This window comes from Clostridium sp. TF06-15AC (assembly GCF_003481165.1).
GTDB classification, from domain to species: Bacteria; Bacillota; Clostridia; order Lachnospirales; family Lachnospiraceae; genus Otoolea; species Otoolea fessa.
In genome coordinates, this window is the sequence record NZ_QUKS01000002.1 from 357,488 (window position 1) to 379,968 (window position 22,481).

21 protein-coding genes are annotated in these 22,481 nt (G+C 51.7%); 19 read left to right on the forward strand and 2 right to left on the reverse strand.

The features are described 5' to 3' along the window. Positions 1–7: 7 nt before the first annotated feature. Positions 8–619 carry a signal peptidase I gene (gene lepB, locus DXC57_RS06125; protein ID WP_118651787.1) on the reverse strand — a complete coding sequence of 204 codons (612 nt, stop codon included), beginning with the start codon at positions 617–619 and terminating at the stop codon, positions 8–10. A gap of 451 nt (positions 620–1,070) precedes the next feature. On the opposite strand from lepB, the gene glgB reads away from it, so the two are divergent. From glgB to DXC57_RS06190, 13 genes are all read left to right on the forward strand, one after another. Further along, complete coding sequence (glgB, locus tag DXC57_RS06130) at positions 1,071–3,593, forward strand: 1,4-alpha-glucan branching protein GlgB (protein WP_243101321.1); 2,523 nt, start codon at positions 1,071–1,073, stop codon at positions 3,591–3,593. A gap of 21 nt (positions 3,594–3,614) precedes the next feature. Further along, entirely contained in the window at positions 3,615–4,505 is an 891-nt protein-coding gene (locus DXC57_RS06135; RefSeq protein ID WP_118651619.1) for a mechanosensitive ion channel family protein, read from the forward strand. Positions 4,506–4,548: 43 nt separating this feature from the next. After that, positions 4,549–5,112 (forward strand): HD domain-containing protein, encoded by a 564-nt coding sequence (locus DXC57_RS06140; RefSeq protein WP_118522233.1) that lies wholly within the window; start codon positions 4,549–4,551, stop codon positions 5,110–5,112. Positions 5,113–5,258: 146 nt separating this feature from the next. After that, positions 5,259–5,939, forward strand: a complete 681-nt coding sequence (cysE, locus tag DXC57_RS06145; RefSeq protein ID WP_022359459.1) for a serine O-acetyltransferase — start codon at positions 5,259–5,261, stop codon at positions 5,937–5,939. Positions 5,940–6,021: 82 nt separating this feature from the next. Continuing rightward, a complete protein-coding gene (locus DXC57_RS06150) occupies positions 6,022–7,593 on the forward strand; it encodes an SPOCS domain-containing protein (RefSeq protein WP_118651621.1) in 1,572 nt (523 codons plus the stop codon). Between the two features lie 364 nt (positions 7,594–7,957). Next, positions 7,958–8,230 carry a GIY-YIG nuclease family protein gene (locus DXC57_RS06155; protein ID WP_022359457.1) on the forward strand — a complete coding sequence of 91 codons (273 nt, stop codon included), beginning with the start codon at positions 7,958–7,960 and terminating at the stop codon, positions 8,228–8,230. Between the two features lie 157 nt (positions 8,231–8,387). Then, entirely contained in the window at positions 8,388–9,842 is a 1,455-nt protein-coding gene (locus tag DXC57_RS06160; protein ID WP_118651623.1) for a metallophosphoesterase, read from the forward strand. A gap of 24 nt (positions 9,843–9,866) precedes the next feature. Further along, complete coding sequence (locus DXC57_RS06165; protein WP_118651625.1) at positions 9,867–10,364, forward strand: 8-oxo-dGTP diphosphatase; 498 nt, start codon at positions 9,867–9,869, stop codon at positions 10,362–10,364. Positions 10,365–10,735: 371 nt separating this feature from the next. Continuing rightward, positions 10,736–11,752, forward strand: coding sequence for a LysR family transcriptional regulator (locus DXC57_RS06170; RefSeq protein ID WP_022359453.1), 1,017 nt, complete (start codon positions 10,736–10,738; stop codon positions 11,750–11,752). Beyond that, a complete protein-coding gene (locus DXC57_RS06175) occupies positions 11,752–12,249 on the forward strand; it encodes a pyridoxamine 5'-phosphate oxidase family protein (protein WP_118538436.1) in 498 nt (165 codons plus the stop codon). The genes DXC57_RS06170 and DXC57_RS06175 overlap by 1 nt, the downstream gene beginning before the upstream one ends. Beyond that, complete coding sequence (locus DXC57_RS06180) at positions 12,246–13,967, forward strand: metallophosphoesterase (protein ID WP_118651627.1); 1,722 nt, start codon at positions 12,246–12,248, stop codon at positions 13,965–13,967. Before DXC57_RS06175 ends, DXC57_RS06180 begins: the two co-directional genes overlap by 4 nt. Then, on the forward strand, positions 13,930–14,808 hold the full coding sequence (locus DXC57_RS06185; RefSeq protein ID WP_118651629.1) for a radical SAM protein: 879 nt from the start codon (positions 13,930–13,932) through the stop codon (positions 14,806–14,808). Before DXC57_RS06180 ends, DXC57_RS06185 begins: the two co-directional genes overlap by 38 nt. A 6-nt stretch (positions 14,809–14,814) precedes the next feature. Further along, positions 14,815–15,672 (forward strand): EamA family transporter, encoded by an 858-nt coding sequence (locus tag DXC57_RS06190; protein ID WP_022359449.1) that lies wholly within the window; start codon positions 14,815–14,817, stop codon positions 15,670–15,672. Here the strand turns inward: DXC57_RS06190 and DXC57_RS06195 are convergent. After that, positions 15,669–16,616, reverse strand: coding sequence for a DNA glycosylase (locus DXC57_RS06195; protein ID WP_118651631.1), 948 nt, complete (start codon positions 16,614–16,616; stop codon positions 15,669–15,671). The genes DXC57_RS06190 and DXC57_RS06195 overlap by 4 nt on opposite strands. Before the next feature lie 485 nt (positions 16,617–17,101). Here DXC57_RS06195 and DXC57_RS06200 point away from each other — a divergent pair, with 485 nt between their 5' ends. From DXC57_RS06200 to malQ, 6 genes are all read left to right on the forward strand, one after another. Continuing rightward, positions 17,102–17,500, forward strand: a complete 399-nt coding sequence (locus DXC57_RS06200; protein WP_118651633.1) for a zinc ribbon domain-containing protein — start codon at positions 17,102–17,104, stop codon at positions 17,498–17,500. A gap of 262 nt (positions 17,501–17,762) precedes the next feature. Continuing rightward, positions 17,763–18,152, forward strand: coding sequence for a thioesterase family protein (locus DXC57_RS06205; RefSeq protein ID WP_022360593.1), 390 nt, complete (start codon positions 17,763–17,765; stop codon positions 18,150–18,152). Positions 18,153–18,390: 238 nt separating this feature from the next. Further along, complete coding sequence (locus tag DXC57_RS06210) at positions 18,391–19,107, forward strand: MBL fold metallo-hydrolase (protein ID WP_107000804.1); 717 nt, start codon at positions 18,391–18,393, stop codon at positions 19,105–19,107. Then, positions 19,104–19,481 carry a VOC family protein gene (locus tag DXC57_RS06215; RefSeq protein ID WP_107000803.1) on the forward strand — a complete coding sequence of 126 codons (378 nt, stop codon included), beginning with the start codon at positions 19,104–19,106 and terminating at the stop codon, positions 19,479–19,481. Before DXC57_RS06210 ends, DXC57_RS06215 begins: the two co-directional genes overlap by 4 nt. An 89-nt stretch (positions 19,482–19,570) precedes the next feature. Next, a complete protein-coding gene (locus DXC57_RS06220) occupies positions 19,571–20,899 on the forward strand; it encodes a dihydroorotase (protein ID WP_118651635.1) in 1,329 nt (442 codons plus the stop codon). Further along, positions 20,896–22,395: a 4-alpha-glucanotransferase gene (gene malQ, locus DXC57_RS06225; RefSeq protein ID WP_118651637.1), complete on the forward strand. Its 1,500-nt coding sequence runs from the start codon at positions 20,896–20,898 to the stop codon at positions 22,393–22,395. Before DXC57_RS06220 ends, malQ begins: the two co-directional genes overlap by 4 nt. Positions 22,396–22,481 lie beyond the last annotated feature (86 nt).

A 22,481-nucleotide genomic window follows, 5' to 3' on the forward strand; every position in this document is an offset into this window, starting at 1 on the left:
TATTGGGTTAATTCAGTTTCTGGATCTTCGGAAAATACTGGAACAGTACCTTGGCAACCAGTTTGTCGCGCTTGACGTATTTGTGCGTCCAGCGGCGGGCGTCGTTGGAATAGTTCCGGTTGTCGCCCAGCATGAAATAGCAGCCATCCGGCACTTCGTAGTGCTGCGGTTCCTCCGGTTCCATCGGTTCATGCAGATACGGCTCGTCGAGCGGTGTATCGGAACCATTTAAGTATACCTTGCCGTCCACGATGTCGATCGTGTCGCCCGGCATACCGATGATACGTTTGACATAGTACGTTTTGATGCCTTTCGCTTCATCATCCGGATAAATGAAAATGGCGATGTCACCCCGCTGCGGATCTCCGAATTTGTAGCTTAACCGTGAGCCGATGACGCGGTCGCCAGCCATGATGGTCGTTTCCATCGAGCTGGTCGGGACTTCGCTGTTGGCGATGATGAAATGGTTGACGCAGAATGCGATAATAGCGGCGGCAACCAGGACCTGAATCCAGCTTATGACCTCGTCCTTGAGATTGAAGCCTTCCTTGCGGCTCTTGCCCTTCTTGGATTTTGCGGCATTTCCGGTACCTGAAGCGTTGTCGTTCTCTTCGGGCATATCTTCCGAATCGTGTTCCGAAGAGTTCTGGCCCGGCTGGTTGATGCCGATTTTTCCGGCGCGGAGTTCATCGAGCATCTCATCCAGTTCCTGCTCGGAACGCCCGGAGAAATGGCTTCGGGACGAAATATGGTCTCTATCTTGATCTTCCATATATATCTCCTCTCTCTGCTGTTGCTGTCTGTGTGACGTTATCTTATGGCACTTTCAGTTCCAAAGGTGTCTGCTACGGCAGTAACGTTTGTGCAACGCATGAGCAGTAATAGGCTACTGTAATATGGTAACCTTCTGCCATAATAGTGTATATGAGATGCCTTGATTTATCAAGTTTTTTCACGAAATTTCGGGAAAATTCATAAATGTTTTGAAGTGTATGATTGTATTATTGGGCGCGGGATGCTAAAATGAAGCTAAAACCAAAAACCACAAAGGAACGCAAGGGGGCGTATGTATGGATAAAACATTATACGATCTGATGGACTGGGCTGGAATTGAAGAAATTGTCTATTCGGAAGCGGCAAACCCGCACCGGATGCTGGGAGCCCATATGACGCCGGAGGGAATGCTGGTACAGGCGTTTATTCCGACGGCGCGCGATATTACGGTCAAACTTTCGGCAACCGGCAAGCAGTACCAGATGGAGATGGCGGACGAGACTGGCTTTTTTGCGGCGCTGATTCCGCGCAAGACTCTGGCGGATTATACCCTCCTTGTGTTTTATGATAATGGTACGTTAAGCGAGATACACGATCCGTATTCCTTTGCACCGCAGTTTACGGAATCGGATTTGAAGAAATTCGAGGCGGGCGTCCACTACAGCATTTATAATAAGATGGGCGCGCATCCGATGACGGTCAAAGGTGTGAGCGGCGTCTATTTTGCAGTCTGGGCGCCGGAAGCGATGCGCGTGAGTGTCGTCGGTGATTTCAACCTGTGGGATGGCAGACGCAGCCAGATGCGGCGGTTGGGAGATTCGGGCGTGTTTGAGATTTTTATCCCGGAGCTAAAAAAGGGAGCTGTTTATAAATATGAAATTAAGTTCAAGAACGGCGACCCGGCGCTGAAGGCGGATCCCTATGCGAACTATGCGGAACTTAGACCGAACACGGCATCCATCGTCTGGGATCTGGACGAGTATAAATGGAACGATCAGGACTGGATGAAGAAACGAGCGGCGCTCGACACGAAGACAGCGCCGATGTCGATCTATGAGGTACATCTCGGTTCCTGGATGCGAAAACCGACCGAGGTGGATAAGAGAGGACGCGAGATTGTCGGATCGGAGTTTTACAATTACCGTGAGATCGCGGTCAAGCTGGCGGAATATGTGAAGGAAATGGGGTATACCCATGTGGAACTTCTGCCGGTCATGGAACATCCTCTGGATGCTTCGTGGGGCTATCAGGTGACGGGATATTACGCACCGACCAGCCGCTTCGGCACACCGGATGATTTCATGTATTTTATGGATTACCTGCACGGACAGGGGATTGGCGTTATCCTTGACTGGGTTCCGGCACATTTCCCGCGTGATGCATGGGGCATGGCGCAGTTTGACGGAAGCTGCCTCTATGAGCACAAGGATCCGAGACAGGGGGCGCATCCGCACTGGGGTACGCTGATCTACAACTACGGCAGACCGGGGGTTTCAAACTTCCTGATTGCGAATGCGATGTTCTGGGCGGACCGCTATCACGCGGACGGCATCCGGTTTGATGCGGTGGCGTCGATGCTGTATCTGGATTATGGCAAGAATCCGGGTGAATGGATTGCCAATATGTACGGCGGTCATGAGAATCTGGAGGCGGTCGAGTTCTTAAAGCATCTGAACTCTGTCTTCAGGGGACGCAAGGACGGTGCGATTCTGATTGCCGAGGAATCGACGGCATGGCCGAAGGTTACCGGTGACGTGAAGAACGGCGGTCTTGGTTTTGATTATAAATGGAACATGGGCTGGATGAACGATTTTCTGGGCTATATGGAGCAGGATCCATATTTCCGGTGCCACCACTACAATGAGCTGACCTTCAGCATGATTTACGCCTACAGTGAAAATTTCGTCCTCGTATTCTCACACGACGAGGTGGTTCACGGAAAAGGTTCCCTGGTCAATAAGATGCCGGGACAGACGTTTGAGGACAAGTTTGCGAACCTGCGGGCGGCATACGGTTTTATGATGGGACATCCGGGCAAGAAACTCCTCTTCATGGGACAGGATTTCGCCCAGATGGATGAGTGGAATGAGAATGCATCGATCGAGTGGGAGCTGCTGCAGTATCCGATCCACAGCCAGATGAAGGAGTATGTGAAGGAGTTAAATCACTTTTATACCAGCCATCCGGCACTCTATCAGAAAGATTATCAGACGGAAGGCTTCGAGTGGATCAACTGCATGGATGCAGCGGACAATATTATTGCATTTCTCCGGCGCGGCGCGGATGAGACACTGCTCTTTGTCTGCAACTTTGCCCCGCAGCTGCATGAGAAGCTGATGGTCGGCGTACCGTTTAAGGGAAAATACAAAGAGATTTTCAACAGCGATGCGGAGAAGTTCGGCGGAAGCGGAAAGGTCAATCCGCGTATGAAGTCCTCGAAGGCAGAGGAATGTGATGGAAAGGAAAATTCCATCACGATCCAGCTGGCGCCGCTTGGCATCAGTGTCTTCAACTGCACGCCGACGGAGCCGGAGAAGAAAGAAAAACCGGCGAAGACGAAAAAGACGACCCACAGCACTAAGAGTGTAAAAGAAAAGGCAGAAACCGATCTCCAGAGCATGATGGCGGATGCAGCGGCGGCATTCAATGGAAAAGCCGGGGGGACAGCTGCTGCGGCAGCAGAACGCCTGGCGGGTATTTCAGATAAGCTGGCAGAGGCGAAGGCGGGGCTTTCCTCCAAGATTATCAGTCTGTCCTCGATTGCGAGACGACAGGCGGGATTGGAAGAAGGTCTGGATAAAAAGGTGGGAAAAGAGTAAGTACAGGAAGGAATGAAATAGATGGCAACAGCGGCAGAGCTGACAGGCGAGGAGATCGCGGCGGTAGCAGAGTCACTATCGGATCCGGCAAATTTGAACGTGGATACGATGGCTTCGATCATGCACCGGATTGGCCCGGGGCTTATGGCATTGGGACAGAAGGTACTGGTGGCGCTCATCATTTTCCTGATTGGACGTAAGATCATCTCGATGATCGAGAAGATGCTGTCCCGCTCGATGGAGCATGCCGGTATGGATGTGGGTGTGACTCGTTTCCTGCGGGCGCTGACCCAGTTTGTGATGAATGTATTCCTGCTTTTTATGATTGCAGGGCAGCTTGGCATGGACAGCGCCTCGATTGTGACAGTTCTTGGCGCGGCAGGTCTTGCGCTGAGTTTGGCGCTCCAGCAGAGTCTTGGAAACTTTGCAGGCGGACTCTTGATTTTAATTATGAAACCGTTCCGGGTGGGTGATTATATCATTTCCCCGTCCGGGGAAGGAAAGGTTTCGATGGTCGGGCTGGTTTACACGACTATCCTGACAACCGATAATAAAACAATCACCATTCCGAATGGCACCCTTTCAAACTCAACCGTGACCAACGTGACGGCGATGGACAAGCGGATGCTGGAACTCAAGGTCGGTATCGCCTATGAGGCAGATATCCGGACGGCAAAGGCAGTGTTAGAGCGCGTTTACCGGGAACATCCGATGGTGAAGAAGGACGAGGACATCAAGGTATTTGTGGACAGCCTGGGCGACAGCAGCGTGGTGCTTGGTATCCGGGGCTGGGTAGAGACGTCCGATTACTGGCAGACGAGATGGGACATTCTGGAACGGATCAAGCTGTCATTTGACGAGGCGGGCATCGAAATTCCATACAACAAGATGGATGTACATTTGAAACAGTAGCAATCGTTTAAACAGTATAAGCAATATAGACAGAGGAACAACCATGATTGACAGAGCGGCAAAATTCGCAGAACAGGCGCATAAGGGCGCACATCGGAAGGGAACCAGAATTCCGTATATCGTTCATCCGCTGGAGACGGCGCTGATTGCGTCGATGCTGACGAACGATGAGGAGATACTGGCAGCGGCACTTCTGCATGATACGATCGAGGACACGGGTGTGACCTACGAGGATTTGAAACAGGAGTTTGGCACCCGGGTTGCAGATCTGGTCTTGGCGGAGAGCGAGGATAAGTCCAAAACCTGGATTGAGCGCAAGGGGCACACGCTGGAACATTTGAAAACAGCGAGTCCGGCGGAGAAGATCCTGACGATGGCGGACAAGCTGAGCAATATCCGCAGCATGGCGCGTGACTATCTGTTGGTCGGGGAGGAGCTCTGGCAGCGGTTTAATATGAAGGACAGAGAGAAACAGGCGTGGTATTACACGTCGATGATAGACCTTTTGAAGGATTTGAATGAGACGCCGGAATATCAGGAATATGTGCGTCTCTGCGGCAAGGTATTTGGCGGGATCGCAGGGTGTTGTAGTTTACAAAATATATGAACGGCAGCATAAAAACAACATAGGATGACAATGAGAAACTGCAGCAGCCAGTCAGAAAGAATGGCTGTCGGAGAAGAGAAGGACGATAGGTTCTGGGATTTTGCGGAAACGGAAAGGTCATTCAGTTCAGTAAAAGGGGAAGAGACATGATTTTAAAAGATATTTGGATGGATGTAAAAGCGGTTCAGGAGCGAGATCCGGCTGCGAGAAATGCATTGGAGGTACTACTTTTATATCAGGGCGTACATGCCCTGATCTGGCACCGGGTGGCGCACTGGTTTTATGAGCACCATATGTTTTTCATTGCGCGCCTGATTTCACAGGTGGCACGTTTCTTTACATTGATTGAGATTCATCCGGGTGCACAGCTCGGACACGGTATTCTGATTGACCACGGCTGCGGCGTTGTCATCGGTGAGACGGCGGTGGTCGGCGACAACTGTACGATTTACCAGGGTGTGACGCTGGGCGGTGTCGGAACACAGAAGGGTAAACGTCATCCGACGCTGGGAAATAATGTGACGGTTGGTTCCGGCGCAAAGATTCTCGGTTCTTTCGAGGTCGGTGATAACTGTTCCGTAGCGGCAAATGCGGTTCTGCTCCGCCCGCTCGAGGAAAATACCACGGCTGTCGGCATTCCGGCGCGTCCGGTCAAGAAGGACGGCGTGGCGCTGCCGAAGAAGCAGAAGATGATCATCGGCGAGGACGATCAGCGTATTTTAGAGCAGATCGACGCGCTCCGGAAAGAGCTTCAGGAACTTAGAGAAGAGTCGGCAAACCTGCGGAAGGAACTGGAGGCAGTGCGGGCAGGACAGGAGAAAGCCTGACACAAAATTATTCATAACGCCCCTTTCGGCTGCATAAATTTCTTTGAGAGAAATGCGTGCGGTTTGGAAAGGGGCGTTTTTTATGATAGAGCTGATCAAAAAAGAGATACATATGAACCGGCAGAGGGGGACAGCGGTGTCGCAGCTGACGCTGGATGATGATTTTATTGTGCCGGATGCGCTGGATGATGCGGTGCAGATACTGCTGTCAGACGGGGAGGTTCAGATAGAAAATTCACGGATTCAGGGAGAAAAGGTGCTGATCCGGGGAAAGCTTGTGTTCCGGGTGCTGTACCGCCGGGAGTCGGGCGGGCTGCAGGCGATGGGCGGGGAGATCCCATTTGAGGAAACGGTCAACGTGCCGGAGCTTTCGGAGCGCGACTATACGCAGATCGTATGGAATATCGAAGATTTGAATATTACCATGATTCATTCGCGCAAGCTGAGCGCCAAAGCGGTGCTGACGCTTACGGTGCGGGCGGAAAGCCGCGTCGATGTGCAGGCTGCCGCGGATGTCGAGACGGATGATGCGGGGCTGCAAGTCCTGAAGAGAAGCGTTCCGGCAGCGACGCTTGCAGTGCGGCGCAAAGATATCTACCGGGTCCGGGAGGAAGTAAGCGTATCGGCAAATAAGCCGAATATTGAGACGATTCTCTGGCAGGAGATGCGTCTTCGGGATGTTTCGGTGCGCCCGTTGGATGGAAAACTGCATCTGGACGGTGAATTGTCGGTGTTCCTGATTTACAGCGGCGAGGGCGAGCACACGCCGGTTCAGTGGTTGGAGGAGAGTATTCCGTTTTCCGGTGAGGTGGAACTCTCGGAGGCGGTGGAGGAGATGATTCCGGCGGTCGGGGTCCGGATTCTTCATGCAGAGGCGGGCAAAAAGCCGGACAGCGATGGGGAGATGCGCGAAGTGGAAGTGGAGGCGGTGCTGGAGCTGGACATCCGCCTTTATAAAGAAGAATCAGTGGAACTTTTAAGCGATCTCTATTCGACCGGCTGCGAGGTCGTGAGCGAGCAGGGGGAGGTGTGCTTTGACCGGCTTTTGACGCGCAACAGCTGCAAAATGCGGGTGGGCGGAAGCGTTTCTTTTCAGAAACCGGAGCGAATTCTGCAGATTTGCCACAGCAGTGGGATTGTTCGGCTGGATGAGAGCCGCCCGTCAGAAAACGGTCTGGCGATCGAGGGAGTGCTGGAAGTCAGTCTCCTGTATCTGACGGATGATGACGCGGCGCCGGTCGGGGCAATTTCTGAGGTTCTGCCATTTTCCGGCACGGTCGAGGCGGAGGGGATCCGGGAAGACTGCGTCTGGCAGTTGAATCTGGGGCTGGAACAGCTCGGCGCGGTGATGCTGGGCGGCGGTGAGGCGGAGGTCAAGGCGCAGCTCACGGTGGAACTGCTTGTATTCCAGCCGATGCAGGAAGAGGTGGTTACATCCGTGCAGACACAGCCGTTCGATTTAAAGCGCTGGGAGCAGCAGCCAGGGATTGTGGGTTATATTGTGCAGCCGGGGGATTCTCTGTGGAAAATTGCAAAAAAATTCCACACGACGGTGGATCAGGTGCGGGAAATGAATGAAATCGACGGGGAGGAAGCCGGTGCAGGGGCGCGGCTGCTTCTGATCAAAGAGGTAACGGCGGATAACTGTTCATAGGTAGGAATTTTAGAAAGAAAAAATCATTACTGGACACGTATGCGTGTACAGTACCAAAAAATCCAGCCGGAATGGTTGCATTTGGGGGAAAACTTTATATACTATTATTGTAACGGTTCAATATCTTCACAGTTACAAGCAAAAATCCATGCAGATTTGACTTTGACAAAGGATTTTTGCCTTGTAAGCCAGGAAAACGCATCCGGCCGGTGCTTGATGATAGATCCGGGGAAGGAGTTTCCCGAACCGGGCGGTGCCCGTGCATTGCAAGGCGCGGCGCCGTTTACATAGGGCGTCCGGATGCGTTTTCCTGTGTATTGAGAAATTTTTGTCGGGAGTGCGAACCATAAAGGCAGGATGAGACATGAATTATACATATCTTTTGCGCTGCGCGGACGGAACCTTGTACTGCGGGTGGACGAACCATCTGGCAGCGCGGGTGGCGGCGCACAATGCCGGGAAAGGTGCAAAATACACGAAAACCCGCCGTCCGGTAGTGCTGGCATACTATGAAGAATATGCGACGCGCAGCGAGGCGATGCGCCGGGAGGCAGCGATCAAGAAACTGACCAAAAAGGAAAAAGAGGCGATGGCAGCGCTGGGACGGACGGAGCTTCCGGTGGATGACGAGACGTAGATATATCGCGCCGGGGCAGATTATGTATGAAGAATTGGTACAAACCATAGCGGTAAAGGCAAGAAACAGCAGTGAAAATAGAAATTGAAAGATAGAGAGAAAACAGGAGCGGATAGGTACAGTGAGAAAAGGTAGAAGAAACAAAGGATGTATAGTGATGGCAACAGTCCTTCTGGCAGCGCTACTTGGCGGCTGTTCGTTTCTATCGAAGGAGGCAGACGCGACGGAGGTTTCCAGCGAGGCGGAAACGGAAAGTCCGGGTGCCACACAGGAGTCGGAGACTGAGACAGCTGAGACAGAGGAGACACAGGAGAGCCATGAGGCTGCCGAAGACGAAGAAAGCGGGGAAGAGGAAACCGAGGACCATTTCGTGGAAAAGAAGATCGTGGTGGCAACGGATATGCACTATTTTGCTGAGAAACTGGCAGGAAACCGCTGTGATTCCTTTGTCGGAATGGCGAGGGGCGGAGACGGGCGCGTGCTGGAGTACGGCTGGGAGGTCATGGACGCCTTTCTCGATGATATGAAGGAGGAAGATCCAGACCTCCTGATTCTGAGCGGAGATCTGACGCTGGACGGAGAGAAAGCGAGCCATGAGGAACTGGCAGAACTTCTGGAAGGACTCAGCGAGGCGGGAATTGAGGTCGCGGTTATACCGGGAAACCACGATATCAATAACCCGGATGCCCGCCGCTATACGGCGGATGGAACGGAAAAGGTGGAGTCCATCACAGCGGACGAGTTCCGGGATATCTATGCGGATTTTGGCTATGTAGCGGCGGACAGCCGGGATCCGGCATCGCTGAGTTATCTTTATAAGATAGACAGTGCAAACTGGTTGCTGATGCTGGATTCCTGTCAGTATGAACCGAAAAATGAGGTCGGCGGCATGATCCGCCGGGAAACGTATGAGTGGATGGAGCCGATTCTGGAAGAGGCGGAGCGGGAAGGCGCCCGCGTGATATCCGTCAGCCATCATAACCTGCTGGATGAGAGCGGAGTGAGCCGGGCCTTTTATGACAACTGTACGATCGAGCACAACGAGGAACTGGTGCGGATGCTGTCGGATCATGGCGTGCGCCTGCACTTGAGCGGACATCTGCATATCCAGCATTATAAGGAAGACGAGGACACGGGCATCTATGAGATTGTGACGGGTTCCATGGTGATGGCTCCGTGCCATTACGGGATTGTCCGCATCTGGAACGACGGGACCTACCAGTATGATGCGAAATCAGTCGATGTGGACGGCTGGGCGATACGCCACTCGTACCATAACCGTGATCTGGCAGATTTTACGGCTTATTCGGAGTCGATCCTGCGTCGGGCGGCAATCCGCGATGCAATTCGGGATCTGAATCGCCATATTGAGGATCGCCATGCATTTTTTACGGACGAGAAGAAACGGGAAATGGCTTCGTACTACGCGGATCTGTGCGTGAATTATTATGAAGGACGGATGTATCAGATCGAGGAAGCCGCAAAGGAAAATCCGGTGCTGGAAGATTGGAACAAGATCGGCTATGTCAGCGAACTGAGCGATTTTCTGCAGAATATCCTGGAGGACGAGGCGAAGGACTACGGGCATCTGAAGATTCCGAGCGTACATTAAATAAAAATGGAGGTACCAGGAGGCATGGGAGAGACAAAAAAACAGCGTTCGCCGCTGACAACGCTCTGCTACATTGAAAAAGACGATTCATATCTGATGCTGCACCGCATTAAGAAGAAACAGGATGTGAATGAAGGAAAATGGATTGGCGTCGGCGGACATTTTGAGGAGAATGAAAGCCCGGAGAACTGCCTGCTGCGCGAAGTGAAGGAGGAGACAGGGCTGACTCTGACTTCCTGGCGCTTCCGCGGAATCGTGACGTTTATCGCGAAAGGCTGGCCGACGGAATATATGTGCCTGTACACGGCGGATGGATTTGAGGGAACGCTTCGCGAATGTGACGAGGGCGAGCTTGCCTGGGTGGCGAAAAAGGATGTATCGGCTCTGCGGCTCTGGGACGGCGATCGGATCTTTTTGAAGCTTCTGATTGAAAGGGATACGTTTTTTTCGTTGAAATTGTCATATGATGGGGACGAGCTGATAGAAGCGGAGCTGGACGGGGTAAAAATTACATACAAATAAGCACGCAACTGCGGGTTGGTTGGGGAACGAGGGTTCTGCAGTGCGTGCTCATGAGGAATAATCAATATATGGGAACCGATTTTGGGGAAAATCGGGGTGGTTGGCTATGCCAGAAAGATAAGAAGATGAATTATTTTCTCTTGTTCCTTATCTTTAACTTGATTATATATCATTCATCGTATATAATCAAATATAAATAAGAAAATAATTATTATAAATTTTTTGTTATAGAATCATAAGTGGACAAAAGTGCCGGAAACCCTGTAGATAAAGGGGAAAGAATGGAACGGAATGAGAATGTTCACGGGCGGGAAGTTTCGGGATGAAATATCCCGCAGGATGCAGAAAAAGCAGGGTACATAGGAGGAAACATGTTCGACGGAAAAGAGTATGTATACGCGGTCTACGAGGAAAAGAGTTTTTCGAAGGCGGCGCAGAAACTGTATATTACGCAGCCGGCGTTAAGCACGGCGATCAAGAAGGTGGAGAAAAAGATAGGAACTCCGATTTTTGACCGGAGCACCTCTCCGATCGGACTGACGCCGGGCGGTGAAGTTTATATCGACGCGATCGAAAAGCTGTTTGCGCTGGAACAGAACACGCTCAATCAACTGAATAACTTAAATGGGCTTCTGGCGGGCAAGCTGTCGGTTGGCGGAACGATCTTTTTTACCTCGTTTGTACTTCCGGGCGTGTTGAGCGAGTTTTCCCATCGGTATCCGCAGATCAAGATTGATCTGCAGGAGGGCACGACCACACAGCTGACCGATAAGTTGGTTGCCGAGGAACTGGATCTTCTGATCGATAACTCGGAACTGGATGACAAAAATTATGAAAAGTATTATTATAGCACGGAGAGAATTATTCTGGCTGTTCCGAAGAGTTTTCCGATCAATGAGGAGCTGACCCAGTATCAGCTTACCGCGGAAGATATCCGGGCAGGACGCCACAGTCAGGCGGAGTTCCCGGTACTGCCGCTGCCGCTCTTAAAGAGTACTCCGTTTATCTTCGTCAAAGAGGAAAACAGTATTTACAAGCGCAGCATGAAGATGTGCAGCCGCCAGAATTATTCGCCGAATATTATCATGAAACCGGACCAGGTTGTCTCTGCGTTCAACATGGCAGGACGGGGCGTGGGCGCGACCTTCATCCCGGATGGCCTGATCGTCAATCTTCCATATGAAGTGCCGCTGTGCTTTTACAAGATGAATGAAGAGCTGGCGGTCCGTTACGTTTATTTGTACAAGAAGAGAAATAAGTACCTCACGAAGGCGATGGAGGAGTTTATCCGCGTGGCAGTCGGCGACGAGGCGTTCCAGAAGGTACGGGAGCAACGGGAGAAAGAGAATCAGGAGAAGAAAGGTTCGGATAAGAAGGGGGATAAATAATGCGAAGAGGAGAACGTGCGATTGAGTCGAAAGACGGGCAGAAAGCCATTTTGGAACACTGCCGGGTGTGCAGTCTCGCCTTTTCCGGGGATGAATACCCGTATGTGATCCCGTTAAATTATGGTTTTGTGTGGAACGAAGACCAGGAGACGCCGGTGCTGTATTTCCACGGCGCTCCGGTGGGAACGAAGATTGAGCATATGGAGCGCGACAACCGGGTGGCATTCTGTGTGCAGAATGAAAAAGAGATAAAGATTCTGGAACCGGCATGCAGAAGCACGATGATTTATGAGAGTGTCTGCGGCACTGGACGGTTATCCCGTGTGGCTGATCCTGGGGAGAAAGGAGAGGCACTGACAAGGATCATGCAGCAGTATGATCCAGAGGGCGGACCGTATGAGTTTGCTCCGGAGGTGGCGGCGAGAACCACCGTCCTCTGCCTGCGTGTGGAAACTCTGACAGGTAAGAGCAATGCGCCGAAACCGGAGCAGGCATGAAACAGTTAAGACAGATGTCGATTCTGGTGCGGGGGGCACAGCTTCTGCTGCTGGTCCTCGCACTTTTTCTGGTTGTATGGCTGGTGCCGGATGCAGGGAAAAAGCATGCATCCGGGACGGAAGCTTCGGAAGCTGAGACAGATGGCGGCGATGTGGCGGAGAATGAAAAAAATAGAGCCGCCGGGAATCTGGAGGAGGATGAATCATCCGCCGGGGAAGTGATACAGGATGATGCAGATGAGAACGCTTCGGATGGAGAAACGGCTTTAAAGCGCCGGACTTCCCGGAAACAGCTGTATAAAAGAAAAAAAGAGCCCCAGAAGGCACAGGAAGAGACAGTTTATATGCCGCCGACCATCTGGCTGGCGACGGATCTTCACTATCAGTCCCCGCAGATGACAGATTTCCAGTCGGCGTTTGATACCTATACGATGGGAAATGATGGGACGATCGTGCCGTATCTGGATGAGATCACGGAGGCATTTCTGGAGGAGGTGCGGACGGCGCATCCATCGGCACTGGTTTTGAGCGGAGATCTCTCCCAGAATGGTGAGAAAGCAAACCATGAAGCGCTTGCAGAGAAGCTAGAGCGGGTGCAGGCAGCGGGAATTCCGGTGCTGGTGATTCCGGGCAACCATGATATTAACCACCCGTGGGCGGCAACGTATTTTGATGATCAGGTATCCCCGGCAGAGGGAACAAGTTCGGAAGAGTTTTACCAGATTTACCATAAGTTTGGCTATGATCAGGCGGTGTCCCGGGCTTCGGATTCGCTGAGTTATGTTTACCGCCTGGATGAAAAATATTGGCTGATGATGCTGGACAGCTGCATGTGTGAACCGGTCCATGAGACGGGCGGAAAGCTAAGCGAAGAGACGGTTGCGTGGATGAAAACACAGCTGGAGGAGGCGAAAAAACAGGGTGTGACGGTCATTCCGGTTTCACACCACAATCTGCTGGATGAGAGTACACTCTATCCGGAGGAATGCACGATTGAAAATACGAAAGAAGTGACCGCGCTTCTGGAAGCATATGGAGTTCCGGTGTATTTGAGCGGGCATCTGCATTTGCAGAGAATCAAGAAGCATACGTCAAATCTGAACACACCGGGCGGATATGGAATCCGGGAGATAGTGACTTCTCCGCTTCCAATGGCGCCGTGCCAGTACAGTATCCTAAACTGGCAGGCGGATGGCAGTCTGTCCTACCATACAAAAAAGGTAGACATAGCAGGCTGGGCGCAGCGCTACGGGGAAGAAGACGAGAATCTTCTCAATTTTGATGCTTATGCGGATCAGTTTCTGGTAGATGTGATTTCGGAACAGACGTTTAAGGCGCTGCAGTCGGCATCAAAGGATATCAAAGAAGAGATGGCAAGGCTCTATGCCGATATGAACCGTGATTATTGTTCGGGCACGAAGATTGATGTGGCAAAGATCAGAAAAAGCGAGGCATATCAGTACTGGATCCGTTACAGCGGCAATGATTTCTGGCTGGCAAGGCTGCAGGCGATCCTGCACGATGCCCGGACGAACAACACGGTGCTGGAGCTGAAAGCGGGCGTGGATTTCCCGCTGCCGGGGGAGACGATAGAAAACCCGGAGAATGCAGAAAATGAGGAAACTGCCGGAGCAGATGCGGGCAGTCCAGCAGAGGAGATACAGAAAAAGGAGGAATCATATGGACTACGAGGGAATTGTATACAGACCGCCGAGTGAGGCGCGCAGCCTGATCATTCAGGTGACGATCGGATGTGCACACAACACCTGCGGCTTTTGCAATATGTATAAAGAAAAGAAGTTCCGGATCCGGAGCCTGGCGGAGATTCTGGCAGATTTGACGGAGGTTTCGCACAATCCGTATGCGCCGTATATCGAGAAGGTATTTTTGGCGGACGGCGATGCGCTGGTTATGAAAACAGAGGATCTTCTGGTGATTCTGGATGCGATCCACCGCCTGTATCCGGGCGTGAAGCGGGTGGCTTCCTACGGAACGGCACAGGATATTTTGCGGAAATCGGAAGAAGAGCTGATCCGCCTGCGCAAGGCGGGACTCGGAATCGTTTATGTGGGCGCGGAATCCGGCGACAATGAGATTTTAAAATATATCAATAAAGGCGTGACGGCGGAACAGACCATTGAAGCAGGGCAGAAGCTGAAACGCTGCGGCATCGCGACCTCAGTGACGCTGATTTCGGGGCTTGGCGGACGCAGCAAGGTGGAGGAACATGCCTTGTCCTGTGCGAAGCTCATCACGGCGATGAACCCGGAGTACGCATCCTTCCTGACGCTGCGCCTGTACGAGGGCACGCCGATGTATGCAGATGTCGTGGAAGGGCGGTTCCAGCGGATAACTCCGGATGAAATTGTGGATGAAATGGAAATTTTCCTGAAAAATGTGGATTCTCCGGGCACTGTATTCCGGACGAACCATGCGTCGAACTACGTGATTCTGGCGGGAACCTTAAACGGGGATATCCCGGCCATGCTTAAAAAACTGGAGGAGGCAAAGAGAACGCATCATTACCGGAAATTCCGGGAGACCGGCGATCTCTTATAAGTAGGTATGATTTATCTGATTTTTGCGATTCTTTTCAGCGCGTCCCTGGCGCTGGCGCTGCGGATCAGTGAGACGTTCAGCGATAACCGGTATGGGATTTTGGTTGGAAATTATGTGACCTGCCTGGTAGTGGCGTTTGTTCTGCTTCCAGATAAAAATATCTTTGCGGCAGGCAGCCGGACGGCGGTTCTTACGGGAATCGTGAATGGATTTTTGTTTACAGGAAATCTGGTTCTGATGCAGAAATGCATCCGTGAAAATGGGGCAGTTCTGTCGTCGGCATTTGCGAAGCTTGGTATCGTGATTCCGGTCACGGCGAGTATCCTGTTTTTAGGTGAGATCCCAACGCTGTTCCAGCTGGTGGGGATCGTGCTGGTTATTGTGGCGATCTGGGTCATCAACAGCGAGGGGGACCGCGGCTGCGGACGCAGACGGAGGATGGGTTCGGCGGGACTTCTGCTCGTTTTATTTGTCGTCAGCGGTATGGCAGACGGGATGTCCAAGGTAACGGAGCGGATCGGCGAGAGACGGTTTGATGCGCTGTTTCTGTTCTATACGTTCCTGACCGCACTGGTTCTGACTGTGGTTCTGGCATTTCTCGAGCAGCAGAGAACCCGCCGCAAGATTGGAAAGATGGACTTTTTGAGTGGTGTGGCAGTCGGATTTCCAAACTATTTTTCAACCTCGCTGTTGCTGGCGAGTGTGTCGAGACTGCCGGCGTTTATCGTGTATCCGAGCTTTAGTGTCGGTACGATCCTGGTGGTCAGCTTTGTGAGCGTGCTGGTGCTCGGGGATCCAATCAGCCGGAGACAGATTGGGGGATGCGGGATTATTTTGGTGGCGTTGGCGCTGCTGAATCTTTAAGATTTTCCGTTTCGGATGCTGCGCTCATAATAAAAGATATACTGCTGCATTACCCCTGCGTATCCTTTGTAGCTTCCAAAAAAATCCTGGATAATAGTAGTGTACAGGCGGCTTTTTGGAAGGCGGCGGTAGCGGATGGGGTGTTTGGGAAGGTATTCTTTGGTCAGGATCTGTTCGATCCAGGTATCGACGGGGAAGGCGTCGATGTGGTGAAGTCCGAAGAGGCAGACGCAGTTGGCGACCTTGGGCCCGATGCCATAGAGGCTGGTAAGTGCGGTCATGGCTTCGTCCGGAGGCAGGGCTGAGAGGGATTCTAAGGATACGTTTCCGGCGAGGACATCCTGGATGAGGCGGTGGATGTATTTGGCGCGGTAGCCGAGTTTTAAGGTTAATAGGTCGTCCAGGCTGGCAGATGCCAGTTCTTCGGGCGAGGGAAAAGAATAGTAGGTGCGGATGGAACTGTCGGACAGGGCGGCGGTTCTCTTCGCACCGTATTTTTTTGCCAGAGCTTCGACGGCTTCGCGGATCTTTGGGATGGTTTTCTGCTGGGAGATCAGGAAGGTGATCATCATTTCCCAGAGATCCTGACGGAGAATCCGGATGCCGGAACCGGCGTCTGCCGCCGCCGCGAGGTAGGCATCGTCTGCGCGGATGGAGGCGATGAAAGAGCCGTAATCGGTGCCGAGATCGAAGTATTGTTTCCAGAAAGGAAGCGCTTCGTCCGGGCAGTCGAAGAAGAAACCGTCCGGCGTCCCGGAAATTTCCAGATAGTGCGTCCCGCTGATGAGTGACCAGCTCCCCGGTTTTTCCGGAACCGGAAGCATACGGAAACATTGACCGGAGGCGGCGATCTGGGCGAGGTTCAGGTTCAGGCAGGAGATGATGTGGGAGTTGGGAAAATTGTGCTTTTCGATTGCAGGCAGGTTTGTTGTATGTGTGTTCATGGCAGGGCATCCTCTTTTTTTAAAATATTCGTAACTGTTCAGTACCTTCACAGTCACGCGCAAAAATTCATTAAAAATTGCCTACGGCAATGGAATTTTTGCCTGCTGACCCATGTTTTCGTACGGTCAGCGCAGTAAATGCGCAGACCTACTGAAGAGTTACAAATATTCTTTGCTTATATCTATGGAATATCAAGTTATAAAACCTTGAATCATAAAGTATCAAATCATGTAATTCTTATGAGACGTATCATAGCATAGAAGACCTTTGACTGCAAACGGTTACCTTTTATCAGAAAGGAATTACATCAGAATTGCATCAGAATTGCATCAGAGCGTAAAAAAATCTTGCGAAAGACGCGCTACTTAGGTATGATGTATATATGTGCGCACTCGCGCGAAGAGGAATCATGTCGCAAGCGACCGCGCTCGGCGCGAGAATGTGCCAGAGCACATTCTTTGTTCTATGGCAGGAGGGGAGACGGATGTTTTTTATCGGTGGCATCAGTTCCGGCGTAAAGCCGCTGGAGTACCTGAAAACAGTGATCTGCGGGCGCTGCGGCGCTTATGGGCGGTATCAGGTGTACATGACCTATATGTATTTTAGTTTCTTTTTTATCCCGATTTTTAAATGGAACCGGCGCTTTTTCGTAGAAATGTCGTGCTGCGGTGCGGTCTATGAGCTGGATCCGGAGGTGGGAAAGAGGCTGCTTCGGGGCGAGGAGGTCGAGATCACGGAAAGCGATCTGACACTTCGGCAGGATGGAAATGGAAATCCGTGGACGGGAAGTGATGCATCACACCGTCATAAGGTCTGTCCGTCCTGTGGATTTGAGATGGATGAGGATTTTTCGTACTGTCCAAAGTGCGGCAAACAGCTGTAAGGCGGGGAAATACAGACGGATACCGCTAAAAGAGTGATGGCGGCTGTGGAAGCAAGGGATGGTTACAGAAATTTGAGTTACTGTACACGGGTAGGCACTTTTGAGACCGAAAGTGCCGTAAGAAAACATGGTGGCAGCAGGAATTTGCCGTATTTAAATGCGAAGCCACGGCAAATTCCGTTACTGGGCACGTATGCGTGAACAGTAACAAATTTGATACAGCGCAGATTTTGGCGCAAAAAAAGAAAGAGAGGCAGACAATATGTTAGAAGCTGGTATCAAGGGAAGACAGGAAGTTATGGTTACGGATGAAAATTCCGCAGCAGCAGTGGGAAGCGGTCTGTTACCGGTGTTTGCAACTCCGGCGATGGTTGCACTGATGGAGAAAACCGCGTGGATGAGCGTGGCTCCGTACTTAAACGACGGTGAGGGAACCGTTGGTACAAAGCTGGAAATTGCCCATAATGCAGCGACCCCGGTCGGCATGCAGGTTTGGTGCGAGAGTGAGCTGGTAGAAGTAGACGGCAGACGTCTCGTATTTAAGGTAGAGGCATTTGACGCGAAAGGTTCCATCGGCGGCGGCACACATGAGCGTTTCATCATCAAAAATGAGAAATTCTTAGCAAAAGCACAGAGCAAGAAAGAAAACTAAAGGTTGCGAAGAGAGCACAGCCGGCTGAAAGCGCTGCGAGTATCGTATGCGGGATACTTTTGGCTGGCTGTTGTTTCGTGTAATAGGAAATTCCTTGAAATTTCCTATTACACAAAAAGGCACTAACGTGCCAATGATGCGCACTCGCGCGAAGCAGAAACATGTCGCAAGCGACCGCGCTCGGCGCGAGAATGTGCCAAGGCACATTCTTTTTCATTATAGAAGGGAATTAATTCGTTTGAAAATCACATATATTCATCACAGCTCGTTTTCAGTTGAGCTTGAAAATGCCGTGATTCTGTTTGATTATTTTAAGGGAACTCTCCCGGAGTTCCCGGCAGGGAAGCCCCTCTTTATCTTTGCGAGCCATTTCCATGCCGATCATTATGCTCCGGTAATCTTTCAGCTGGGAGAGAAACGGGAAAATGTTTTTTATATTCTCTCAAAAGAGATTGGGAAAAAGATACCGGAGGAATATCGTAAACGATATAAAGACAGGATACGGCTGGTAAAGGCAGGAGAAAGATTTTGCCTGAATATTTCTGAAGAAAGTCTTATCGTCGAGACGTTCCATTCCACCGACGAAGGCGTCGCCTTCTGGCTCTCCTGCGAAGGAAAGGAGATTTATCACGCCGGTGACTTAAATAACTGGTGGTGGGAAGGCGAAGATATGGCATGGAACCGGAATATGGCGGCTTCTTATAAACAGGAGATGAAAAAGCTTTCCGGGCGCACGGCGGATCTGGCATTTATCCCGGTCGATCCGAGGCAGGAGCAGTGGTTTTATCTGGGCGCTGCCGGTTTTATGGAGCAGGCGGACGCAAAATGGATTTTCCCGATGCATTTCTGGGAAGATTATACGATTATACCCAAATTAATCGAACATCCATCCAGTGAAGGCTGGCGGGATCGGATTGTAGAGATTCACAAGGAAGGAGAGGAGTTTATTCGATGAAATTTACATTTGCACACAACAATTTCAATGTCATCGATCTGGACAAGTCACTGAAATTTTATGAGGAAGCACTGGGACTTAAGGAGGTACGCCGCAAGGAGGCGGCAGACGGAAGCTTTATCCTTGTTTATCTGGGCGACGCCACGACCAGCTACCAGCTGGAGCTGACCTGGCTGCGCGACTGGGAGAAGGACTCCTACAACCTGGGCGACAATGAGTTCCATCTGGCATTTGAGACGGAAGACATGGAGGCGGCACATGCCAAACATAAGGAAATGGGATGCATCTGTTTTGAAAATCCGGCGATGGGTATTTATTTCATTAACGATCCGGATGGATACTGGCTGGAGATCGTGCCGGCGAAGAGGAGTTAAGGGCTGAGTTTGTCTGAAAAAATGTTTTGACGTGATTGTGAAGGTACTGAACAGTTACGTTTTAACATATGAGTTAAAAAGGGGTTAGAATGGTAAAAATAATTAAAAATGGCAGAGTCATCGATCCGGAGAGCAGATTCGACGGAAGGGCAGATTTGTGGATTGAAAATGGGAAAATTCAGAAAATCGTGAAAAAAGATACAAAAGCAGAATCAGATGGGGCATCTGACGCACCGTCCATCCCGGCAGATGCCGAGGTGCTGGACGCAGAAGGGCTGATCGTCGCGCCGGGACTGGTGGACGTCCACGTGCATTTCCGCGATCCGGGTCTGACCTACAAGGAGGACATCGAGACGGGCGCGGCGGCTGCAAAGGCGGGCGGCTTTACGACGGTGGTCTGTATGGCAAACACGAAACCGGTTGCCGATACGCCGGAGATTGTCCGGTATATTCTGGAAAAGGGCGCGAAAACGGGAATTCATGTGGAAACCTGCGCGGCAGTCTCAAAGGGATTTCAGGGAAAAGAACTGACCGATATGGACGCCCTCAAAGAGGCGGGTGCGATCGGATTTACGGATGACGGAATCCCGCTGATGAGCGAAAAATTGGTCAAAGAGGCGATGGAGACGGCGAAACGCCTCAATGTGCCGCTCAGCTTCCATGAAGAGGATCCGGCATTTATTTTCAACAACGGCATCAACCGCGGTCCGGTGTCCGAGCAGCTGGGAATCGGTGGTTCCCCGGCGCTGGCGGAGGATTCGATGGTGGCGCGCGACTGCATGATCGCGCTTCACACGGGCGCAGATGTGGATATCCAGCACATCAGTTCCCGCAATGCGGTGCAGATGGTCGGGCTGGCGAAAAAGCTGGGCGCGCATGTCTGGGCGGAGGTGACACCGCATCATTTTACACTGGACGAGACGGCGGTTCTGGAGTACGGAACACTGGCGAAAATGAATCCGCCGCTGCGGAGTGCCGCGGATCGCGAGGCGTTGATTGAGGCAATCAAGGACGGCACGATTGATATGATTGCGACGGATCATGCACCGCACAGCGCCGAGGAGAAGGCAAAACCGCTGACCGAGGCGCCGAGCGGCATCATCGGGCTGGAAACCTCCCTGCCATTGGCGGTTACCAGGCTGGTAAAAGCTGGTCACATTGATTATCTGACTCTGTTTGAGAAAATGTGCCTGAATCCGGCGAAGCTGTACCGGATGAAGGAGGCGGGACGCATCCGCGAGGGCGGCGCGGCGGATCTGGTTCTTTTTGACGACCAGACACCATATACCGTAGAAAAATTCCATTCCAAGGCCTCCAACTCCCCGTTTGCGGGAGCGAAGCTCTATGGAAAGGTTCACTATACCATCTGCAGCGGTGAGACAGTATATCGGGCAGAATGGGAGGAAATGAAGCGATGAAGACAATGTTAAAACGCGGCGCAGGCGTGCTGATGCCGATTTTCAGCCTGCCGTCGCCGTATGGAATCGGTACGTTCGGACGGGCGGCGTATGAGTTTATTGATCAGTTAAAACGCGGACGCCAGACGTACTGGCAGGTGCTTCCGATGGGACCGACCTGCTACGGGGACAGCCCGTACCAGTCCTACTCTGCATTTGCGGGAAATCCGTATTTTATTGATCTGGATACGCTGAAAGACGAGAAACTTCTGACCCAGGATGAGATAGACGCCTGCTGGTGGTGCGACAAGCAGGATCAGGTCAAATATGACGCGCTGTATTATTACCGTTTTCCGCTTCTGCGCAAGGCGTATGAGCGGAGCAGCCATAAGGAAAGTGTGGAATATCAGGCATTTCTGGAAGAAAATGAAGAATGGCTGGACGACTATGCGCTCTACATGGCAGTCAAGGGTAAATATGAAGGAAAAGGCTGGATGGACTGGGACGAGGACATCCGGTTCCGCCGTCCGGAGGCGCTTTCGGCATGCCGCGAAGAGCTGGCAGAAGAAATAAATTACTGGAAGTTCTTACAGTTTAAGTTTTTTGAACAGTGGAAAAAATTAAAACAGTATGCAAAAGAAAAAGAACTTCAGATCGTCGGCGATATTCCGATTTACGTGGCGCTCGACAGCGCGGATGTCTGGAGCCACCCGGAGCTGTTCCAGCTCGATGAGGAAAATCTGACGCCGCTCAAGGTATCGGGTGTGCCGCCGGATGCATTTTCAGAGGATGGACAGCTCTGGGGCAACCCGCTTTACGACTGGGAGAAAATGGAACAAACCGATTTCGCCTGGTGGCGAAGCCGGATGAAAGCGTCCGCGAAGCTCTACGATGCGGTGCGGATCGACCATTTCATCGGCGTGGTGCAGTATTATGCAATCCCGTATGGCGCTGTGACTGCGAAAGACGGCGAGTGGGAGAAAGGTCCGGGCAAAAAGCTGACCGACGCACTTGACGAGGCGGCAGACGAGACGAAGATCATCGCGGAGGATCTTGGTGTCTTCTGTCAGGAGGTCAAGGATCTGCTGGCAGAGACGGGCTATCCGGGCATGAAGATCATTGAGTTTGCGTTCAGTGGCGACCGTTTCAACGAGCATCTGCCGCACTGCTATGACCCGAACTCCGTAGTCTACGGTGGAACGCACGACAATGAGACGCTGGCGGGGTATTTCAAACCGGAAAAACGTCAGTGGTGGGAACTTCAGTACATTGCCGATTACCTCGGTGCAGCACACCAGAGTGAGGTGGTAGACCGCGTGTTCCGCGCGGCATACGGTTCAGTCGCGAGCGTTGCCATTTTCCAGATGCAGGATGTGTTGAAACTTGATAACTGGGCGCGCATGAATACGCCGGGAACCCTCGGGGAAAACTGGCGCTGGCGTCTGCTTCCGGGGCAGTTTACGGATGAGCGGGCAGATTATTTGTCCTGGCTGGTGGATACGTTCGGAAGATTTTAGTTTTTGGCGGATGGGAATAAAAACCCGTAAAATGCTTGCAAATTCGGGAAAAACCTGTAAAATATACATGGATTGCACCCGCCCGG